At 61.0% G+C, this 16,464-nt stretch carries 16 protein-coding genes, 1 tRNA gene and 1 pseudogene; 8 read left to right on the top strand and 10 right to left on the bottom strand.

The annotated features are described in order from the left end of the window. Window positions 1-112 precede the first annotated feature (112 nt). The 4 genes from I6E60_RS05090 to I6E60_RS05075 all read right to left on the bottom strand — a co-directional run bounded on the left by I6E60_RS05090 (window position 113) and on the right by I6E60_RS05075 (window position 4,462). Window positions 113-1,162, bottom strand: a complete 1,050-nt coding sequence (locus tag I6E60_RS05090) for a hypothetical protein (RefSeq protein WP_307784385.1) — start codon at window positions 1,160-1,162, stop codon at window positions 113-115. Then, on the bottom strand, window positions 1,159-2,448 hold the full coding sequence (locus I6E60_RS05085; protein ID WP_197179127.1) for a sensor histidine kinase: 1,290 nt from the start codon (window positions 2,446-2,448) through the stop codon (window positions 1,159-1,161). The genes I6E60_RS05090 and I6E60_RS05085 overlap by 4 nt, the downstream gene beginning before the upstream one ends. Further along, window positions 2,438-3,148 (bottom strand): response regulator, encoded by a 711-nt coding sequence (locus tag I6E60_RS05080; RefSeq protein WP_197123527.1) that lies wholly within the window; start codon window positions 3,146-3,148, stop codon window positions 2,438-2,440. The genes I6E60_RS05085 and I6E60_RS05080 overlap by 11 nt, the downstream gene beginning before the upstream one ends. Window positions 3,149-3,229: 81 nt before the next feature. Next, window positions 3,230-4,462 carry a class I SAM-dependent RNA methyltransferase gene (locus I6E60_RS05075; RefSeq protein ID WP_197179126.1) on the bottom strand — a complete coding sequence of 411 codons (1,233 nt, stop codon included), beginning with the start codon at window positions 4,460-4,462 and terminating at the stop codon, window positions 3,230-3,232. Between the two features lie 3 nt (window positions 4,463-4,465). Between I6E60_RS05075 and I6E60_RS05070 the strand changes: the two genes are divergently transcribed. Then, window positions 4,466-5,122 (top strand): nucleoside triphosphate pyrophosphatase, encoded by a 657-nt coding sequence (locus I6E60_RS05070; RefSeq protein ID WP_231601129.1) that lies wholly within the window; start codon window positions 4,466-4,468, stop codon window positions 5,120-5,122. 84 nt (window positions 5,123-5,206) lie between these two features. Next, window positions 5,207-6,961 carry a biotin carboxylase N-terminal domain-containing protein gene (locus I6E60_RS05065; protein WP_197123521.1) on the top strand — a complete coding sequence of 585 codons (1,755 nt, stop codon included), beginning with the start codon at window positions 5,207-5,209 and terminating at the stop codon, window positions 6,959-6,961. Window positions 6,962-7,033: 72 nt separating this feature from the next. On the opposite strand, the gene I6E60_RS05060 is transcribed toward I6E60_RS05065, so the two are convergent. Both I6E60_RS05060 and I6E60_RS05055 read right to left on the bottom strand, forming a co-directional pair. Continuing rightward, window positions 7,034-7,109, bottom strand: a tRNA-Ala gene (locus I6E60_RS05060). A gap of 77 nt (window positions 7,110-7,186) precedes the next feature. Beyond that, window positions 7,187-8,041 carry a LuxR C-terminal-related transcriptional regulator gene (locus tag I6E60_RS05055; protein WP_197123519.1) on the bottom strand — a complete coding sequence of 285 codons (855 nt, stop codon included), beginning with the start codon at window positions 8,039-8,041 and terminating at the stop codon, window positions 7,187-7,189. Window positions 8,042-8,160: 119 nt separating this feature from the next. On the opposite strand from I6E60_RS05055, the gene I6E60_RS05050 reads away from it, so the two are divergent. The 3 genes from I6E60_RS05050 to I6E60_RS05040 all read left to right on the top strand — a co-directional run bounded on the left by I6E60_RS05050 (window position 8,161) and on the right by I6E60_RS05040 (window position 12,257). Beyond that, entirely contained in the window at window positions 8,161-10,167 is a 2,007-nt protein-coding gene (locus I6E60_RS05050) for an AMP-binding protein (protein ID WP_197179125.1), read from the top strand. A gap of 66 nt (window positions 10,168-10,233) precedes the next feature. Beyond that, the gene (locus I6E60_RS05045; RefSeq protein WP_197179124.1) at window positions 10,234-10,626 is read left to right on the top strand and encodes a DUF485 domain-containing protein; all 393 of its coding nucleotides are present in this window, start codon (window positions 10,234-10,236) and stop codon (window positions 10,624-10,626) included. Continuing rightward, a complete protein-coding gene (locus I6E60_RS05040) occupies window positions 10,623-12,257 on the top strand; it encodes a cation acetate symporter (RefSeq protein ID WP_197179123.1) in 1,635 nt (544 codons plus the stop codon). The genes I6E60_RS05045 and I6E60_RS05040 overlap by 4 nt, the downstream gene beginning before the upstream one ends. 79 nt (window positions 12,258-12,336) lie before the next feature. On the opposite strand, the gene I6E60_RS05035 is transcribed toward I6E60_RS05040, so the two are convergent. From I6E60_RS05035 to galU, 3 genes are all read right to left on the bottom strand, one after another. Next, window positions 12,337-13,275, bottom strand: a complete 939-nt coding sequence (locus I6E60_RS05035) for a hypothetical protein (protein ID WP_197179121.1) — start codon at window positions 13,273-13,275, stop codon at window positions 12,337-12,339. Between the two features lie 188 nt (window positions 13,276-13,463). Further along, window positions 13,464-14,123 (bottom strand): GNAT family N-acetyltransferase, encoded by a 660-nt coding sequence (locus I6E60_RS05030; RefSeq protein WP_197179120.1) that lies wholly within the window; start codon window positions 14,121-14,123, stop codon window positions 13,464-13,466. Window positions 14,124-14,126: 3 nt separating this feature from the next. Next, window positions 14,127-15,017 carry a UTP--glucose-1-phosphate uridylyltransferase GalU gene (galU, locus tag I6E60_RS05025; protein ID WP_197123507.1) on the bottom strand — a complete coding sequence of 297 codons (891 nt, stop codon included), beginning with the start codon at window positions 15,015-15,017 and terminating at the stop codon, window positions 14,127-14,129. Window positions 15,018-15,056: 39 nt separating this feature from the next. Here galU and I6E60_RS05020 point away from each other — a divergent pair, with 39 nt between their 5' ends. Together I6E60_RS05020 and I6E60_RS14640 are read left to right on the top strand one after the other, a co-directional pair. Then, window positions 15,057-15,647 (top strand): 5-formyltetrahydrofolate cyclo-ligase, encoded by a 591-nt coding sequence (locus tag I6E60_RS05020; protein ID WP_197123505.1) that lies wholly within the window; start codon window positions 15,057-15,059, stop codon window positions 15,645-15,647. A gap of 7 nt (window positions 15,648-15,654) precedes the next feature. Further along, window positions 15,655-15,795 (top strand): annotated as a pseudogene (locus I6E60_RS14640) (FmdB family zinc ribbon protein); the annotation flags it as partial. A 14-nt stretch (window positions 15,796-15,809) separates the two neighbouring features. Here I6E60_RS14640 and I6E60_RS14635 read toward each other — a convergent pair. Next, window positions 15,810-16,025 (bottom strand): hypothetical protein, encoded by a 216-nt coding sequence (locus I6E60_RS14635; protein ID WP_307784388.1) that lies wholly within the window; start codon window positions 16,023-16,025, stop codon window positions 15,810-15,812. Here I6E60_RS14635 and mscL point away from each other — a divergent pair. Continuing rightward, window positions 16,024-16,425: a large conductance mechanosensitive channel protein MscL gene (gene mscL, locus I6E60_RS05010; protein WP_197123501.1), complete on the top strand. Its 402-nt coding sequence runs from the start codon at window positions 16,024-16,026 to the stop codon at window positions 16,423-16,425. The two genes, I6E60_RS14635 and mscL, sit on opposite strands and share 2 nt — an antisense overlap. The last annotated feature ends 39 nt before the right edge of the window (window positions 16,426-16,464 follow it).

Below are 16,464 nucleotides of genomic sequence, written 5' to 3'. Positions count from 1 at the left end.
CCTTCAGAGCGCACCGCGAAGCCATCAGCGGGGCTCTCGCGCCTCAGGCGCCCCTGGGCGCACCCGAGCAACGCACAAAGTCCGCGCGCCCTGCAGGGCGCAAGCAGGGCGGTTAAACGCTGACGATGTCGACGCGAGGAATCTCGAGCCAGATGTCGACGACATCCTCTTCGAGAGAGTCTTGGCCGAGAGCGCTGGATTCGCCATCGCCGGCGCTGTGTAGCCCGACGACCGTGATCGCGACATCCGACCCTTCAGGAACAGTGCGAGCAATCACTTTGTCGGCGCTGGTTGATTGGATCGCCTGAGCGAGACGGTTGAGCACCCGATCGAGATCTTCGTCAGAGAGGTCGTCAATTCCGCCCTCGTCGAGAAGAGTGACAGTCGCACCGCGACGGCGAGCGATCATGACCTGATCGCGCACGGCATCGTTGAGGAGCTTGCGCCCGCGAATCTCGTCGCGGATAGCTCCTTCAAGGTTCAGGCACTCGCGGCGTTCGGCATCCGATAAATCGCCGTCGGTCTCTTGGATGCGTTCGAGCATCTCAAGCGCCATCATTCCCGTCTGCTCAAGCCGAAACTGTCGCTCATGAACGTGAGCGTCTTGCGCGGCTTGCCAATCGGTCGCTTCCTGCTCAGCAAGAACAAACCGCTGAGCATCCTTGGATGCCTTTGCCAGCCCGCTAGAGAGAACGTGAGAGACGGCCACCCATGATGCACTCCCGACGATGCCCAAACTAAAGAGGCCTGCTGGCCCTACGGGACCGAGGCTGAAGGTATGCGCGACAAGGAATCCGATACCCAACCAGGCGAAGGTGTGGCGCCCACGGGTCGAGGTAATTGTGAGCAGAGTTCCGCTGGCGGCCACGTACCACGTTGCATAGCCCGTGCCGCCCTCACGAGTGAAGTCGAGCTCATTTGCGACGAGCAGTGAGATCGCAACGACCGTGGCGAAGTTGAAGGTCGCCATCCAGATCGGCATTCGCACGGGGCCCCACGGCACCAGACTGACAACCGTTGCGATGCCGTAAAGAACCATCGCAACATAGATCGGACCGGGGCGGTCAGGGATATCAATCGTGTAGTTCGCCAAGACAATGTGGTACGCCGAGAAGAGCGCAGCCATGCCGACGATCAGGTAACGAGGAACTCCAATATTCACAGCTCATCCCCCTCAACGTCGTTCGTGATAGTGCGCACACTTTCAGTGTTTATCTCGTCGCTGCGATTGCCGTGCGGCCACTGGATACAGATTTGAGTTCCCGCACCAGGCACTGAGGCGATTGCGGTTCGACCGCCAGCGTTGGCGACTCGCTCCACAATCGACACTCGCACGCCCAAGCGTTCTTGCGGCACGGAGTCCAAATCGAATCCCGCTCCGGTATCGGTGACAAGAATTTCGATGCCGTTGCCTTCGAGACCGCGAACCTCGACGCTGCGTTGAGTATCTGAAGCACCCGCGTGCTGAATGCTGTTCATCATCGCCTGCACGGCAGCCGAGTGCACCGCTTCTGCCGCGACCACAGGAAGCGAGCGTGCTCCGACGCTGCGCACAGCACACGTGAAGTTCGAGGCGAGCAACTCTGCAGAAGTAATAACCCGCTGTGCAAGATCGGTGGCTTGCACAGTAGAGATGTCGTCAGGCGACGTTGCGGCAGCTTCACGCAAGTGGCCGATAGCGTTGCCCGCCATGACCGCGGCCAGCCTTTCGGCTTCCGGTGTGTAGGCGCGAGCGGCGGAAATCAGGGTCGTGAGCACGCTGTCGTGCACGATCGAGTCAACCTGCACGCGTTCAACTTCAGTCGCGTGCTGGCGAACCGCGTTCCCGTACCGGAGCAGTGCGGTTGCTTGAGCGCTGTCAACGTTGGATGCTGCCTGCCGAAGCATCGTGACGATGATCATGATCGCGCTGCCGAGAATGAGGGCATAGAACGTTTCGAGCACAGCAAGCTGCCACGGGGCACCACCGCCCACCGGGAGGATGCGCACGATGAGGTACACCAGCGGCGCCGCAAAAAGGTAGATGGTTGCGAGCACCCTGTTGAACGCAATCGCGGCCATCGCTGTCGCTACCGTGATGAGGTAGTTCAGCCAGTGAATTCCACTATAAACTTCGACGCCAGGGATGACCGTGAACGGCCAGCTCAGCAGCGCAAGAAAGTAAACAACCGCGAAGGTGCCGTGCATGAATCGCACTGCTTTGTTAGCGAACGAAGCGACGACAACCACGATAAGCATTCCGAACAGTGCCGGAACGAAGAGCAGTAGCCACCATGGCTGCGCTTCGCCCGCTTGGCCCAAGAGCCACGGGAGCGTTTGGGCGCCAAAGACCAGACCGATGACCGCTACGGAGCGCGAAATAACCCGCTCAACCTGTTTGCGGCTGATCGGGTTTCGCGGCTGCTTTACCGTCGGCGCCGGTCGCGCCCCAGCCAGGCTAGTGGCCATCGCCGCCTTCAGAGTCGAGTCCCGGCAGGATGCCGTCTTCGACTGCGCGGCGCAAGAGGTCGACCTTGGTGGGCGCTGGGCGTCCGACCTCGACATACTTCACACGAATACGGTCAAGGTATTCGCGTGCGGTTGAGTAGCCGATTCCCAGCTGTTGAGCGGCAAGCTTGAGCGGGAGGCCCGAAGCGTAGAGGTGCAAGATTTCGCGTTCACGGCGACCAAGCTGTGCCTTGGAGAAGTCACGGTCGGCATCGATAGCGGTGGCCCACTCAAGGTTGTTGAGCACCTCGCCGCGGGCGACGGTAGCCGCTGCTGCGAGCACGGTCTTGGTGGCTGACGATTTAGGGATCACTCCGGCAGCACCGGCGGCAAGTGCCTCTCGCACGCTGGCGACGCGGTCCGCGATGCTGTGCACCAGCACAGCAGAGCCAGTGGCCTGCACGTTCTTCACGTTGTCGGTGACGGTCGAGCCATCACCGAGCGACAGGTCGAGCACAACGACATCAACTTCACGGCCGTTGAGGCCCTCTACAAGTTCTTTCACGGTTGCTGCGGCGAGAACGAAGTCGTATCCCTCGTCAATAAAGGCAGCCTTTAGTCCCAATCGGACTGATTCGTGGTCATCGACAACAGCGACGGTGATTTTGCGCTGGGCACTCTCACTGGGCGTTTCTGTCCCGGATGATTCTGTCTGGGCCATGTGGCGTCCTCCTGAGTTTCTGTCCCCCATAGTAGTGCGAGAGAGCGCGAACATGCGGCTTTGTCACCCCAACACACTGAGCTATTTACGTGTGAACGTTCCCACAGCCTCGACATGGTGAGTGTGCGGGAAGAGATCGAATGCTCGAACTCCTGAGAGCTCGTAGCCGCGCTCGGAGAAGAAGGCAACATCCCGCGCAAAAGCAACGGGGTCGCATGCCACATAAACGATCTGCGCGGGGCGCGCCTTGGCAACGAGGTCGACGACTTCCCGGCCTGCGCCAGAACGAGGCGGGTCAAGAATGATCGTTGAACGCTCTAGACGGTCGCGCTCAACGGCGGTTGCTTCCTTCAGGTGCTGGCGCAGCCAACGGTCAACGCGGCCTGTTTCGGCATGAGCGCCCAACCACTCCGAGAGGTTATTGGCGGCGTGGTCGGTGGCCGACGACTCCGCTTCCACCGTGGTGATCTTGGTTGCTGGACCAAACTTGTCCCCCACTGCCGCCGCGAAGAGTCCCACTCCTCCATACAAATCGAGGTTGGATGCCGCGGGGTCAAACAGTGCGGGATCAATCGCGTCTTGCACGGCAGACGTCAGCATCGCGGCAGCGCCATGGTGCACTTGCCAGAACCCGGAATCGAGCAGCGTGAATTCGCGCTCCCCTACCGTCTCGGTAATGACTTGCGGCTTCTGCTTGCCCATAATCAGGCGAACGCCGCCCGAGCTGGGGTTCAGGATGTCCACGCGCTCAAACCCGTCGAAGTTTTCGCCGAGCGGTGCTCCAGCAGAAAGTTCGGGCGTTGCCAACGGTAGGTCAGCGACAGAAATAACGCGGTGGGAACGAGCCGCAAACGGGCCAACATTGCCGTGTTCGTCAACGTGCAGGCTCACCCGGGTGCGCCATCCGAGTCCCTTGCGTTCATCGTCACCCGGCACTGCTTCGACGAGAGGAGCGAGCGAGACTTTTGCCATGCGCTCGAGCGATTCGTTGAGGATCTGTGCCTTAAGCACACGCTGATGACCGAGTTCGATGTGGCCGAACTCGGCGCCACCGGCACGATTATCGGGGTCGCGGTCAACACTCGCGGCTGACCACACATGCTCTTGGCGGTGCTCACTCGGCGTGATCACCTTCACCGTTTCGGCGCGCCAGAACGACTTTTTGTTGTCGTCGGCAATGCGCGCTTGCACGCGTTCACCCGGGATCGCGTCGGAGACGAAAACGACACGACCATCATGCCGCGCCACACTGACACCCCCGTGCGCAATGTTGGTAACGTCTACTTCGATCATTCGGCCAAGCAATTCACCCATCCCATGAGCATAGGAGCCTTTGTGCGCCTTTATCTTGCTTCGACTTCTCCCGCGCGTCTGGCAACGCTGCGTGCGGCCGGCGTCGACCCCGTACTTTTGGCCTCTGGCGTCGATGAAGACGCGGTGGCTGCCGCCGCTCCTGGTCCCCTCGATGGCCCCGCACTTGTTGAGTTGTTGGCGCGCGCTAAGGCCGAAGCCGTTGTCGGCGCCTTGGTTAACGGTGCCCCCATCGACGGCTTCATTCTCGGCGGTGATTCTGCTTTCGAATTGGATGGCGAATTATTTGGAAAGCCGCACGAACCCGAGATTGCGCGGCAGCGCTGGCTCGCCCAGCGGGGGCGCACTGGAGTGTTGCACTCCGGCCACTGGCTCATTGACCACCGCGGCGGCGAGGTGCGAGGAGCCACGGGTGCCGTGTCGAGCGCCAGCGTGAGTTTCGCGTCCAACATCACCGATTCTGAAATCGATGCGTATGTCGCCACGGGCGAGCCGTTGAAAGTCGCGGGCTCGTTCACGATTGACAGTCTCGGCGCGGCCTTTATCGAGAGCATCGAAGGCGATCCGCACGCCGTCGTGGGGCTTTCGGTGTCGTTGGTGCGTCAACTCATGCGGGAATTCGACGCCGAGTGGACTGAGCTCTGGAACATCGATCGGCCGTGACTGTAGGCATTCACAGTGCTTGCCCTCTTTTTTTGTGCGCTTCCGCCCAAGGCTTCGGCCGACATCCCCATAAGCTAGGTCACTATGGCTCGTATTACGAAGGTACTCATCGCCAACCGCGGAGAGATCGCCGTTCGCGTTATCCGCGCGGCTAAAGACAGTGGCATCGGTTCTGTGGCGGTCTACGCCGACCAAGATCGGGATGCCCGGCACGTGAAGCTCGCGGACGAGGCTTACGCCCTCGACGGCTCGACGAGTGCTGAAACGTACCTCGTTATCGACAAGATCCTGTCGATCGCGCGCCGTTCTGGCGCTGACGCCATTCACCCTGGTTATGGCTTTTTGGCCGAGAACGCCGAGTTTGCTCGCGCTGTCATCGACGCTGGCATCATCTGGATCGGCCCGTCCCCCGAAGCCATCGAGAAGCTGGGCGACAAGGTTTCTGCCCGCCACATCGCTGAGAAGGTGGGCGCACCACTCGCCCCGGGAACCCTCAACCCCGTCTCGGGCGCAGACGAGGTTCTTGACTTCGTTGACATCCACGGTCTTCCCGTTGCCATCAAGGCTGCATTCGGCGGCGGCGGTCGCGGCCTCAAGGTCGCTCGCACTCGCGAAGAAATTCCCGAGCTGTTCGACTCCGCTACTCGCGAGGCTGTTGCCGCGTTCGGTCGCGGCGAGTGCTTCGTAGAGAAGTACCTCGACCAGCCCCGCCACGTCGAGACCCAGTGCCTGGCGGATGCCCACGGCAACGTTGTCGTGATCTCCACCCGCGACTGCTCGCTGCAGCGTCGCCACCAGAAGCTTGTGGAAGAAGCACCGGCTCCGTTCCTCTCTGATGAGCAGAACAAGGCTCTGTACGAGTCCTCCAAGGCCATCCTGCGCGAAGTGGGCTACCTCGGTGCTGGCACCTGTGAGTTCTTGGTTGCCAAGGACGGCACGATCTCATTCCTCGAAGTGAACACGCGCCTTCAGGTCGAACACCCCGTGTCTGAAGAAGTCACCGGCATCGACCTCGTGCGCGAACAGTTCCGCATCGCTGAGGGTGGAGTTCTCGATTACGACGACCCCATCCCGCGCGGTCACTCCTTCGAGTTCCGCATCAACGGTGAAGACGCGGGCCTGAACTTCATGCCCTCCCCCGGCCCCGTTCACGTTCTGCGTGTGCCTGGCGGCCCCGGCATCCGTGTCGACAGCGGTGTCACGACCGGTGACGAGATCAGTGGAGCGTTCGACTCTTTGCTCGCCAAGCTCATCGTTACTGGCTCCAGCCGCGAGGATGCCCTCGAGCGTTCGCGTCGCGCCCTTGACGAGTTCGAAGTTGCTGGTCTTCCCACGGTGCTTCCGTTCCACCGCAAGATCGTTCGCGATCCGGCGTTCACAAGCGAACCGTTCAGCATCTACACACGCTGGATCGAAACCGACTTCGACAACGACATTGAGCCATGGACCGGATCGCTCGCTGACGAGACGCCCGTCGTCGCCCGCCACAACGTGGTCGTTGAGGTCAACGGCAAACGCGTCGAAGTGAATCTGCCCTCGAAGCTAGTGCCGAGCACCTCAACCGGCGCAACGCTCTCGGCCGCTCCGAAACGTCGCGCAGCATCCAGCGTCAATACGATCACCGGCGACTCGGTCAAGGCACCGATGCAGGCGACGATCGTCAAGGTTGCGGTTGCCGAAGGAGACAAGGTCGTCAAGGGCGACCTCATCCTCGTGCTTGAGGCCATGAAGATGGAGCAGCCGCTCGTCGCTCACAAAGATGGCGTTATCGCGACGATGAACGCCGCTGTTGGCCTCACGGTGTCCTCGGGTCATCTGCTCCTGAACATCGCCGACTAGACCACGGCAGGCCCCCAACGTAAAGAAGGCCGCACCGCCCGTCATGACGACAGGCTGTGCGGCCTTTACAGTTGGTGGACCCTAGGAGATTTGAACTCCTGACCTCCTCGATGCGAACGAGGCGCGCTACCAACTGCGCCAAGGGCCCGTACTGCAGAACCAACGATATCACTCAGGAAACATCATGCGGCACCTGACTTCACGCGCTGCGGCGCACCGCGAGGACTACGGCATCAGTCCAAGCTTGCGCGCGGTCGAAACTGCCGTAAATCGTGACGACGCATCGAGCTTTTTCATGGCGCTACCGAGGTATCCCTTCACTGTTTGTTCGGTGAGCGAGAGAAGAGCCGCCGTTCGAGCGTTGCTGTAGCCAAGCGCCACGCACGAAAGCACATCCGTCTCTCGGGGCGAAAGTCGTACCGTCGATCGGGCAAGTGCGTCATCGCCACCGCCGCACACCGCTTGCGAAAGTCCGCGCCCGATCTCGTGCAGCTTCTGCCTCACATCGCGGTCCGAGACCGTCGCCGCAAGCTGGCGCAGCTGCGCAAACTGCTCCCTCAGGTGCTCCTCCGCGACCGGAGACAATCCCCCACCCTGATTCGACCGCAATGCCACCATTCGACGGGTGACCTCATCCCGAATGGCGAGCTCGTTTCCGAGTGCGGTAGCGATCGCCACCGCCGGTCGAGCCGCAGCCGTATCTGGCTCGACGAGAGAGTGTGATCCGGCATAAATCAACCCGCGCAGTGTTCCTCCGGCAATGATTGGAATCGCCAAAAGCGAGACAACTCCTTCGCCCAACACAGCGCCGTCATAGTCGTGTGTGATGTCAGCCGAATGCTCGTAATCACGCGTAAACCGCGGGCTGCGTTGCGCCATAGCCAACCCACCAAGCCCACGCTCTCGCCGCACCTTGAGCCCATCGAGGTTGCCAGTGCGAGCACCGCTGAAGGCACTTACGGTGAGCTCTATGCCCGAGGTGAGACCGCCAAACGACAGGCTGAAACCAGTGCTCGCGGCGATCTCGCGAGTGGCCTGCTGGATCAATTCGAAGTCACTTGGTTCAGACATCTGCGTCATTGCGGATTCCCAACTTTCGGGGGTATTACGTTCGGTACGCCCCTCCGTAATCTGAGGCTAGCACGGGATTCTTCAGCCCCCACTGAGAATCCACATCAAGCATTTCAAAGGAGAAATTGATGTCAGATGCCCCTTCGCTAGAGCGAGTCTCTGCTCAGAACACGGCCGCCCGCTTGCGCCAGCAAAGTGGTTCTTTCGCCGAAATTCAGGACCAGGCTACCCACGATCCCCACGGTTTCTGGCTTGAGCAAGCAGCGCGCGTTGATTGGATCACCCCACCGACGCTGTCCTCCCCCTCGCCGGCCCACGAGCCCGGAACAGCGCAAGGTTGCTGGTTCACCGACGGAACACTCAACATGAGTGTCAACGCCCTTGACCGGCACGTCGCCGCCGGCCGAGGAAACAACCCCGCCCTCATCACTGACTCCGCGATGACGGGTGAGCAGAAAACTCTTACCTATGCCGAGCTCCTCGAACGCGTTCGCAAATTTGCCGGCGCACTTCACGAACTCGGAGTCGGTGTTGGCGATCGCGTCTTGATATACCTTCCGATGATTTCCGAGGCCGTAGTGGCGATGCTCGCGTGTGCCCGCATCGGCGCCATCCACTCCGTCGTCTTCGGAGGTTTCGCCGCCAATGAACTGGCCGTACGAATCAACGACGCCACGCCATCCGTGATCGTAACGGCGACCGGTGGCCTCGAGCCGTCACGCCAAGTGGAATACCTGCCGATCGTGCATCAGGCCATTGCCTTGAGCACGGGGAGCGTGCGCTACGTCGTGGTCAAAGACCGTCCGCAGATCACTGGCGATATCGCCGAGTACGCCACCGGCGCCACGAGCGGTGGCTCGCTAGACGTCGCTTGGCTCGATTGGGATGACCTCGAAGCGGCCGCGCTCCCTGCCGACGCTGTGGAGATGCACGCCCACGACCCGCTGTACATTCTCTACACCTCGGGCACCACCGGCAGCCCCAAGGGTGTCGTGCGGGACACCGGCGGTTACGCCGTCGCCCTGCAGTGGGCTATGACTCATATCTACGACGTGGGAAACGACAGCACGATCTTCACCGCGTCGGATGTCGGCTGGGTCGTCGGCCATTCCTTCATCGTCTATGGTCCGCTGCTGGCTGGCGCGGCCACCGTGCTGTACGAAGGAAAACCCATTGGCACCCCCGACGCCGGAACGTTCTGGCGCATCATCCAGGACTACGCGGTTGATGTGCTGTACACAGCGCCGACGGCGCTGCGCGCGATCCGCCGAGAAGACCCCGCGCTCGCTGAACTGGGCAAATACGACACGTCCAGCCTGCAAGCGGTGTATTTGGCTGGCGAGCGCCTCGATACCGAGACCTGGCACTGGGCCAACGACGGCATCCGCGTTCCCATCATTGACCACTGGTGGCAGACCGAGACCGGGTGGCCAATCTGTGCCAATCCGCGCGGTGTGCAGCAACTGCCTTCCAAGGCTGGCTCAACGGGCGTTCCGATGCCGGGCTTCCTCCCCCGCATCCTCGATGCGGACGGCAACGATGTGACGAAGCCGGGCACCGAGGGAAACATCGCCATCCAGTTGCCGCTCCCTCCCGGCGCCCTCATCGGACTCTGGGGAAGCCCGGAGCGGTTCGCTAGTTCCTACCTCGAAGAGTTTCCCGGGTACTACGCCACCGGTGACGCCGGCTATTTCGATGACGAGGGCTACCTCTTCGTCATGGGCCGCACCGATGACGTGATCAACGTGGCCGGGCACCGCCTCTCGACAGGGTCGCTCGAAGAAGTGATTTCTCAGCATCCCGATGTGGCCGAATGCGCTGTTCTCGGGCTGCACGATGAGCTCAAAGGCCAGCGCGCTGCCGGGTTCATCACGGTGAAGCACGGCCGCAATCGCCTTGAGCACGATCTCGCCATCGAACTTGTGGCGCTCGTGCGCGAGGTGATTGGCCCGGTCGCTGCTTTCCGGGACGTGATGGTGGTCGAGCGGCTGCCCAAGACACGGTCGGGCAAGATCCTTCGCAAAACCATTCGCCAGATCTTCGACGGCGAAGAGGTGCGCATCCCTCCCACGATCGAAGATGTCACGGTGCTCGATGCGCTCTACACCGCGGCCGGACGCACTCGCTCGCAATAGTTCCCCCCTTCATCCATTCCCCACCATCCATCCCCCTCTCAATTGTTTGTGGCAAGGAGGCCCCAAATGTCTGATGAAATTTCCCCCACCAAGAACGAAGTGTTCCCGCCAGGCGACCCCACCGATGTGCCGAGTGTGCGTGCCGGGCTCATCTATCAAGATGAAGAGAAGGAGCCGGCCTTTATTGAACTCAAACGGCGACACCGCTCGTTTGTGTTTCCCCTCACGGTGTTCTTCTTGGTCTGGTATTTCGCCTACGTGATTTTGGCGGCCTACGCCCATGACTTCATGGCGACGCCCGTCTTCGGCGTCATCAATGTCGGACTCTTGTTGGGCTTTGGCCAGTTCATCAGCACGTTCGTGATCACCATGATGTACGTGTCATTCGCTAACCGGCGGCTGGATCCACTCGCCGCCCAAATCAGAGCAGATCTCGCCGCGAAGGAGTCAGCACTATGATCGCCAACACCCTGACCATGGCCGCCGCTGCTGCGGTTGATGCTGAGTCTCAGAGCAATCCGGTTCTCAATATCTCGATCTTCATCGGCTTCGTCGGAATCACCCTCTTTATTGTGATTCGCGCCAGTCGCAACAACGCGACGGCGGCCGACTACTACGCGGGCGGCCGTTCGTTCACCGGTCCGCAAAACGGGTTCGCGATCACCGGAGATTATCTCTCCGCAGCATCCTTCTTGGGCATTGTTGGCGCCATTGCGATCAATGGCTATGACGGGTTCTTGTACTCCATCGGCTTCTTGGTGGCCTGGTTGGTCGCCCTGCTGTTGGTGGCTGAGCTCATGCGCAACACCGGCAAATTCACGATGGCGGATGTTCTTTCCTTCCGCCTGAAGCAGCGTCCGGTGAGAATGGCAGCCGCACTAACAACGCTCGCGGTCTGTTTCTTCTACTTGCTCGCTCAAATGGCCGGAGCTGGTGGTCTCGTCTCGCTTCTCCTCGGCATCGACGACAAGGTCGGCCAGTCCATCGTGGTCGCCATCGTCGGCGGTCTCATGATCCTGTACGTGCTGATCGGCGGCATGAAGGGCACCACGTGGGTGCAAATCGTGAAAGCGTTCCTCCTCGTGGGCGCCGCAATCGCGATGGCCATCTGGGTGCTTGTCATCAATGGCTTCGACCTGTCGCGCGTGCTGCAGAGCGCAGTCGACAACTCCGTGGCTACGCCCGCTGACGCTATTTTGGCGCCGGGACTCAAGTACGGCGCAAATCCGCTCGACTTCATCTCGCTGTCGCTCGCCCTCGTGCTGGGCACGGCAGGCCTGCCTCACGTGCTCATGCGCTTCTACACGGTGCCAACCGCCAAAGAGGCACGGCGCTCAGTCGTGTGGGCGATTTGGCTCATCGGCGGCTTCTACATCCTCACCCTCGTGTTGGGTTACGGTGCAGCTGCCTTGGTAGGTTCTGCAACGATTCTGGATGCTCCCGGCGGAGTAAACTCCGCAGCTCCGCTGCTCGCGCTCGAACTCGGCGGGCCATTGCTGCTGGGGTTTGTCTCCGCGATCGCGTTCGCTACGATCCTTGCGGTCGTGGCAGGGCTAACGATCACGGCAGCGGCATCTTTCGCTCACGACATCTACTCCAACGTGATCAAGAAGGGCAAGGGAGACCCGGATGCCGAGGTCAAGATCGCGCGTCGCACTGTCGTCGTGATCGGTGTTCTCGCCGTCGCGGGAGGTATTGGCGTTCAAGGTCAGAACATCGCCTTCCTCGTGGCGCTCGCCTTCGCCGTTGCCGCGAGCGCGAACCTGCCGACGATCCTCTACTCCCTGTACTGGAAGCGGTTCAATACGCGCGGTGCCGTCTGGAGCATGGTTGGCGGTCTGTCAGCAGCAGTTCTGCTGATCGTGTTCTCTCCCGTCATGAGCGGAACCCCCACGTCGATGCTGGGTGAAGGCGTGAACTTCGCGATCTTCCCCCTGCAGAATCCGGGCATCGTTTCGATCCCGCTCGGGTTCGTTCTCGGCTGGTTGGGAACCGTGACGTCGTCTCGCACAGAAGACCCGGCGCTTGCTGCCGAGATGGATGTGCGTTCGCTCAGTGGCCACGGCGCTGAAGCGGCGACAACTCACTAGAACGAAGATGGGGCGTGCGGTGCGAAGATTCTTCGCACTGCACGCCCCATTGTTCTGCCCGGTAGTGGGGCAGCAAGTGTTAGCTAGCGCGACGACGAGCAAGCGCGGCGTCGAGGTCGAGCGAGTTGCCCGATTCTTCGACGATCCCCATGCCAGCAAACCTGTTGGGCACGGATGCCGCGGCCGGAGATTCGGCAGGCGCAGTCGCTGCACGCTGAGCATCCCGCGCAAGTTCCGCTTCGCGAGTAGCTGACGCCATCGCGGCGGTGTTTGCGCGCAAAGCCTGTTCGGCGGATTCCGCCGCAGCCCGCAGCTCGCTGTCGATCTGCCCGGCGTGGCGGGCTGCCGCGACGGCGGCTTCTGGCGCGTTGCTGCGGGTGAGGTACATGGGCTTCGGCACGGGAACGGGAGTCCAGCTGACCTTCGACGTGACGTCTTCGATGGGGGCTTCCGAGGAGAGCACAACCCGGCGACGAGGTGCAGCAGTGCGAGCCCGCGGGGCGCTGCTGTCGCGTCGACTGCGTGAACGTTCTGCTAGCCGCGACAGCATGGCACTCGCGCTCATGCCGGCCATGGTGGCGGCAGCGAGAACGAGCCACGTGCCGGAGATGATGGCGGCTCCGGCCGTAAAGATCATGACGACCTGCACAGCAATTACTGCAATGCTGGCCAGGAGCACGGCTGCGGTGAAGGCGCGCGTGCGACGCAAGCGTCGGGCGGAGAGCGCGAGCACTTCTTCGCGTGTGGGTGGGGTGACGGCGCGACCGACGGCGACCGGCCCTTGGTTCACACTTGCCTTGGCCAGCTCTGCCGCGTGCCGCGCAACAGCTTCCGCGCGCACCTCGTCAGGAATCTCTGAGGTCTGCGCCAAGACGCGGATCGTCTGCTGAAGTCGAACGGCGTTTCGTTCGGTAGCCAAGTACTCGCGATTCTTGAACCAGTTCGGAACCAGGTACACGAGCCACAGCGCCGCGGCGAGCGCGATCATGACGCCGCCGCCGATGCTGGTGAGTTCCATGGGTATACGCTACGAGCATCCGTGCACGACAGGCAGTCGGCACGCGGTAGTGACGTGACAAGTTGCTGAGAGTCCCCCGGCAACAACGCCAAGATATGCGTGACCACACGCGTGACCACACGATCGCTGGCAGCGTGTTCGGCACCGGCTCAGTGCTTCACAACCGTCGGCTTAGCGCTGCGGAAGACTCAGCGCTGCGGAAGACTCAGAGGGTGCGCGGCCCGCACACGGTCGTCAGCCGGAATGTGAGCATCCTGCTCGGGAGCGTTACCTGATTTCCAGCGCCGCAAGACACCCTGAGGGAGCTCTTCCACTGTGAGAGCAAAACAGAAGTGGTCGCGCCAGTCACCATCGATGTGGATGAAACGGCGGCGCAGTTGTTCGTAGCGGAACCCCAGCTTCTCGACCACACGAAGGCTCGGCTCGTTCTCGGGCCGAATGCAGATCTCCATGCGGTGGAGACCAAGTTGAAAGAAGCAGTAGTCGGTGGCGAGCGCGACCGCGGTTGGCGTGAGCCCTTTGCCCGCGAATCGCTCAGAGACCCAATAGCCGAGGGATGCCGAGGCGAGCGACCCATAGGTAATGGACGACACGTTCAGCTGACCCGCAACTTCACCCTCGTACTCGATCACGAACGGCAAGCCGGTGCCCACGCGAGACAGCTGCAGCAGACCCCGGATGCTCGACTTCACGTCGAACGACGACGGACCAACCGGGCTGGTGGCTTCCCACTTGCGAAGCCACCCCCGGTTGTCACGGAGTTCTTTTTCTAACGCACGAGCGTCTCGCACCCGAATGGGCCGAATACTGATGTTTCCGTCGCCAAGCGTCGGAATGCCAAACGCCATCCGCTAGTCCAGTGTTGAGCTGAACTGCTTAAGCCACGGGCGCAATTCAGGGCCCAGGTCATCGCGCTCAACAGCAAGCTGCACGATGGCCTTGATGTAGTCGAGACGGTCACCGGTGTCGTAACGGCGACCGCGGAATACGACGCCATAAACGCCGCCCGCAATATCGTTCTCTGCCATCTCCTGAAGGGCATCCGTCAACTGGATTTCGCCGCCCTTGCCGGGGTCAGTGCGCTCGAGAACTTCGAAGATTTCTGGCCTCAAGACATAGCGGCCGATGATGGCGAGGTTGGAGAGCGCGGTGCCCTGAGCCGGCTTCTCGACGAGGCCCGTGATGTGCACAACATCGGGGTCGTCGGTGGGCTCTACCGTTGCGATGCCATACATGTGGCTCTGGGCCGGGTCGACCTCCATGAGGGCGATGATGGTGGCGTTGCGCCCCTCTTGCTCTTCTAACATGCGGGAGAGCAGAACGTCGCGGTCATCGATGAGGTCGTCACCGAGCAGCACGGCGAACGGTTCATGACCCACATGCATTTTGGCGCGGAGAACCGCGTGGCCAAGACCGCGCGGGTCACCTTGACGCACGTAGTGCATATCAGCGAGGTCGTTAGAGAACTCAACTTTCGAAAGACGGTCGGTATCGCCCTTTTGCTCCAGAGTGGCCTCGAGCTCCGTCATGCGGTCGAAATGGTTTTCGAGGGCGTTCTTATTGCGCCCCGTGATCATCAACACATCGGTAAGGCCAGCGGCAACCGCTTCCTCTACGACATATTGGATAGCCGGTTTATCTACAACCGGCAACATCTCCTTCGGCATAGCTTTCGTTGCCGGGAGAAATCGTGTGCCCAGACCTGCAGCAGGAATAACCGCTTTAGTAATCTTCGTAGCCATAGGTACAGCGTAGTCGGCCAGTCTCGTAGAATGCTTAGTATGACCGACGACGTCAGTCACGATAAACGTGCACTCCGGGCCGAATTACGCGAACGCCGACGCATCTGCACCGCCAAAGAGCGGGAAGAATTTAACACTGGTGTAACAGAGCACCTCATCGAGCTCGCTCAGAGACTCGGATCTACCTCGATCGCCGCCTACCTTTCCACCACCGACGAACCCGAAACCCGCGGATTTTTGCACTGGGCCTGCGAGCACGACATCACCGTGCTGCTTCCCATCTCGCGCGCCGATGGCCTCCTCGACTGGGCCCCCTACGACGGCGAAGATGAAGACCAGGACCTCATCGGGATGCCAGCGCCTACGAGCGACGTGCTCGGCCCGATCGCCATCAACGACGTCGACCTCATCATCGTGCCTGCGGCATCCGTGGATCGTTCCGGCATGCGCATGGGGTGGGGTCGCGGCTATTTCGACAAGACCCTCGGCTCCATGGAGACCAAGCCGCCCGTCTATGCGGTGATCTTCGACAACGAATATGTGGATGAAGTGCCCACAGAAATTCATGACCAACCAGTAAACGGCATAGTTACCCCCACGGGAATTGTGACCATCACCGAGCACAACTAAGGATCTCGTGCCTACCTACTCCTACCGCTGCACCGAATGTGACAACGCGTTCGATATCCAGCAATCGTTCACCGATGACTCGCTCACGGTGTGCCCCGCCTGCCAAGGCAAACTTCGCAAGATCTTCTCCGCCGTCGGAGTCACGTTCAACGGCTCTGGTTTCTACCGCAACGACTCACGCTCGACCACGAGTTCGACTGACTCCAGCTCGGGCTCGAACTCGTCAAGTACTTCGAATTCGTCGTCTGACTCAAAGAAATCTGACTCCGCGAAGTCGGATTCGAAGCCGTCGACAAGCGCCTCATCTCCGCCAGCCTCTTCACCATCGGCCACAAAAGCGTCATAGTTATTACTTCCCCCACACAGAGGAGTAATCATGTTAAGCGGATTCAAAGAATTCATTTTGCGTGGCAACGTCATCGACTTGGCCGTTGCAGTCGTCATTGGCGCTGCATTCACGGCAGTCGTCAACACGATTGTTGAAGCGGTATTCAATCCGCTCATCGGTGCCTTGTTTAATGCAGAGTCGCTGGCGACAGCGCTCCCGGTCGCAATTGGCACCAGCGGGGCAACGATCTACTTCGGCGCGGTCATCGCGGCGATCATCCAGTTCGTGCTCGTCGCAGCCGTCGTGTACTTCGCCATCGTTGCACCGATGAACTACGCCAACAAGCTTGCCGCTGCACGCAAGCCGGCCGTCGTGGAGCCTGAGGCTGGCCCCACCGAAGCAGAACTGCTTCTGCAGATTCGCGACCTGCTCGCCAAGCAAAGCAGCTAGCACTTCGCAGCTCGCAGCTCGCAGCTCGCAGCTACCCTC

This window comes from Salinibacterium sp. SWN167, from assembly GCF_015864665.1.
In the GTDB taxonomy this organism is placed as follows: domain Bacteria; phylum Actinomycetota; class Actinomycetes; order Actinomycetales; family Microbacteriaceae; genus Rhodoglobus.
This window is presented reverse-complemented; position numbering and strand designations above follow the sequence as displayed.

Bases quoted from the DNA above. Each gene is read 5' to 3' on its own strand.
- I6E60_RS05030 (WP_197179120.1), bottom strand. From the start codon at position 14,123: ATGGCGTTTGGCATTCCGACGCTTGGCGACGGAAACATCAGTATTCGG.
- I6E60_RS05085 (WP_197179127.1), bottom strand. From the start codon at position 2,448: ATGGCCACTAGCCTGGCTGGGGCGCGACCGGCGCCGACGGTAAAGCAG.
- I6E60_RS05020 (WP_197123505.1), top strand. From the start codon at position 15,057: ATGACCGACGACGTCAGTCACGATAAACGTGCACTCCGGGCCGAATTA.
- I6E60_RS05045 (WP_197179124.1), top strand. From the start codon at position 10,234: ATGTCTGATGAAATTTCCCCCACCAAGAACGAAGTGTTCCCGCCAGGC.
- I6E60_RS05055 (WP_197123519.1), bottom strand. From the start codon at position 8,041: ATGACGCAGATGTCTGAACCAAGTGACTTCGAATTGATCCAGCAGGCC.
- I6E60_RS05075 (WP_197179126.1), bottom strand. From the start codon at position 4,462: ATGGGTGAATTGCTTGGCCGAATGATCGAAGTAGACGTTACCAACATT.
- mscL (WP_197123501.1), top strand. From the start codon at position 16,024: ATGTTAAGCGGATTCAAAGAATTCATTTTGCGTGGCAACGTCATCGAC.
- I6E60_RS14635 (WP_307784388.1), bottom strand. From the start codon at position 16,025: ATGATTACTCCTCTGTGTGGGGGAAGTAATAACTATGACGCTTTTGTG.
- I6E60_RS05065 (WP_197123521.1), top strand. From the start codon at position 5,207: ATGGCTCGTATTACGAAGGTACTCATCGCCAACCGCGGAGAGATCGCC.
- galU (WP_197123507.1), bottom strand. From the start codon at position 15,017: ATGGCTACGAAGATTACTAAAGCGGTTATTCCTGCTGCAGGTCTGGGC.
- I6E60_RS05070 (WP_231601129.1), top strand. From the start codon at position 4,466: ATGAGCATAGGAGCCTTTGTGCGCCTTTATCTTGCTTCGACTTCTCCC.
- I6E60_RS05040 (WP_197179123.1), top strand. From the start codon at position 10,623: ATGATCGCCAACACCCTGACCATGGCCGCCGCTGCTGCGGTTGATGCT.
- I6E60_RS05035 (WP_197179121.1), bottom strand. From the start codon at position 13,275: ATGGAACTCACCAGCATCGGCGGCGGCGTCATGATCGCGCTCGCCGCG.
- I6E60_RS05050 (WP_197179125.1), top strand. From the start codon at position 8,161: ATGTCAGATGCCCCTTCGCTAGAGCGAGTCTCTGCTCAGAACACGGCC.
- I6E60_RS05080 (WP_197123527.1), bottom strand. From the start codon at position 3,148: ATGGCCCAGACAGAATCATCCGGGACAGAAACGCCCAGTGAGAGTGCC.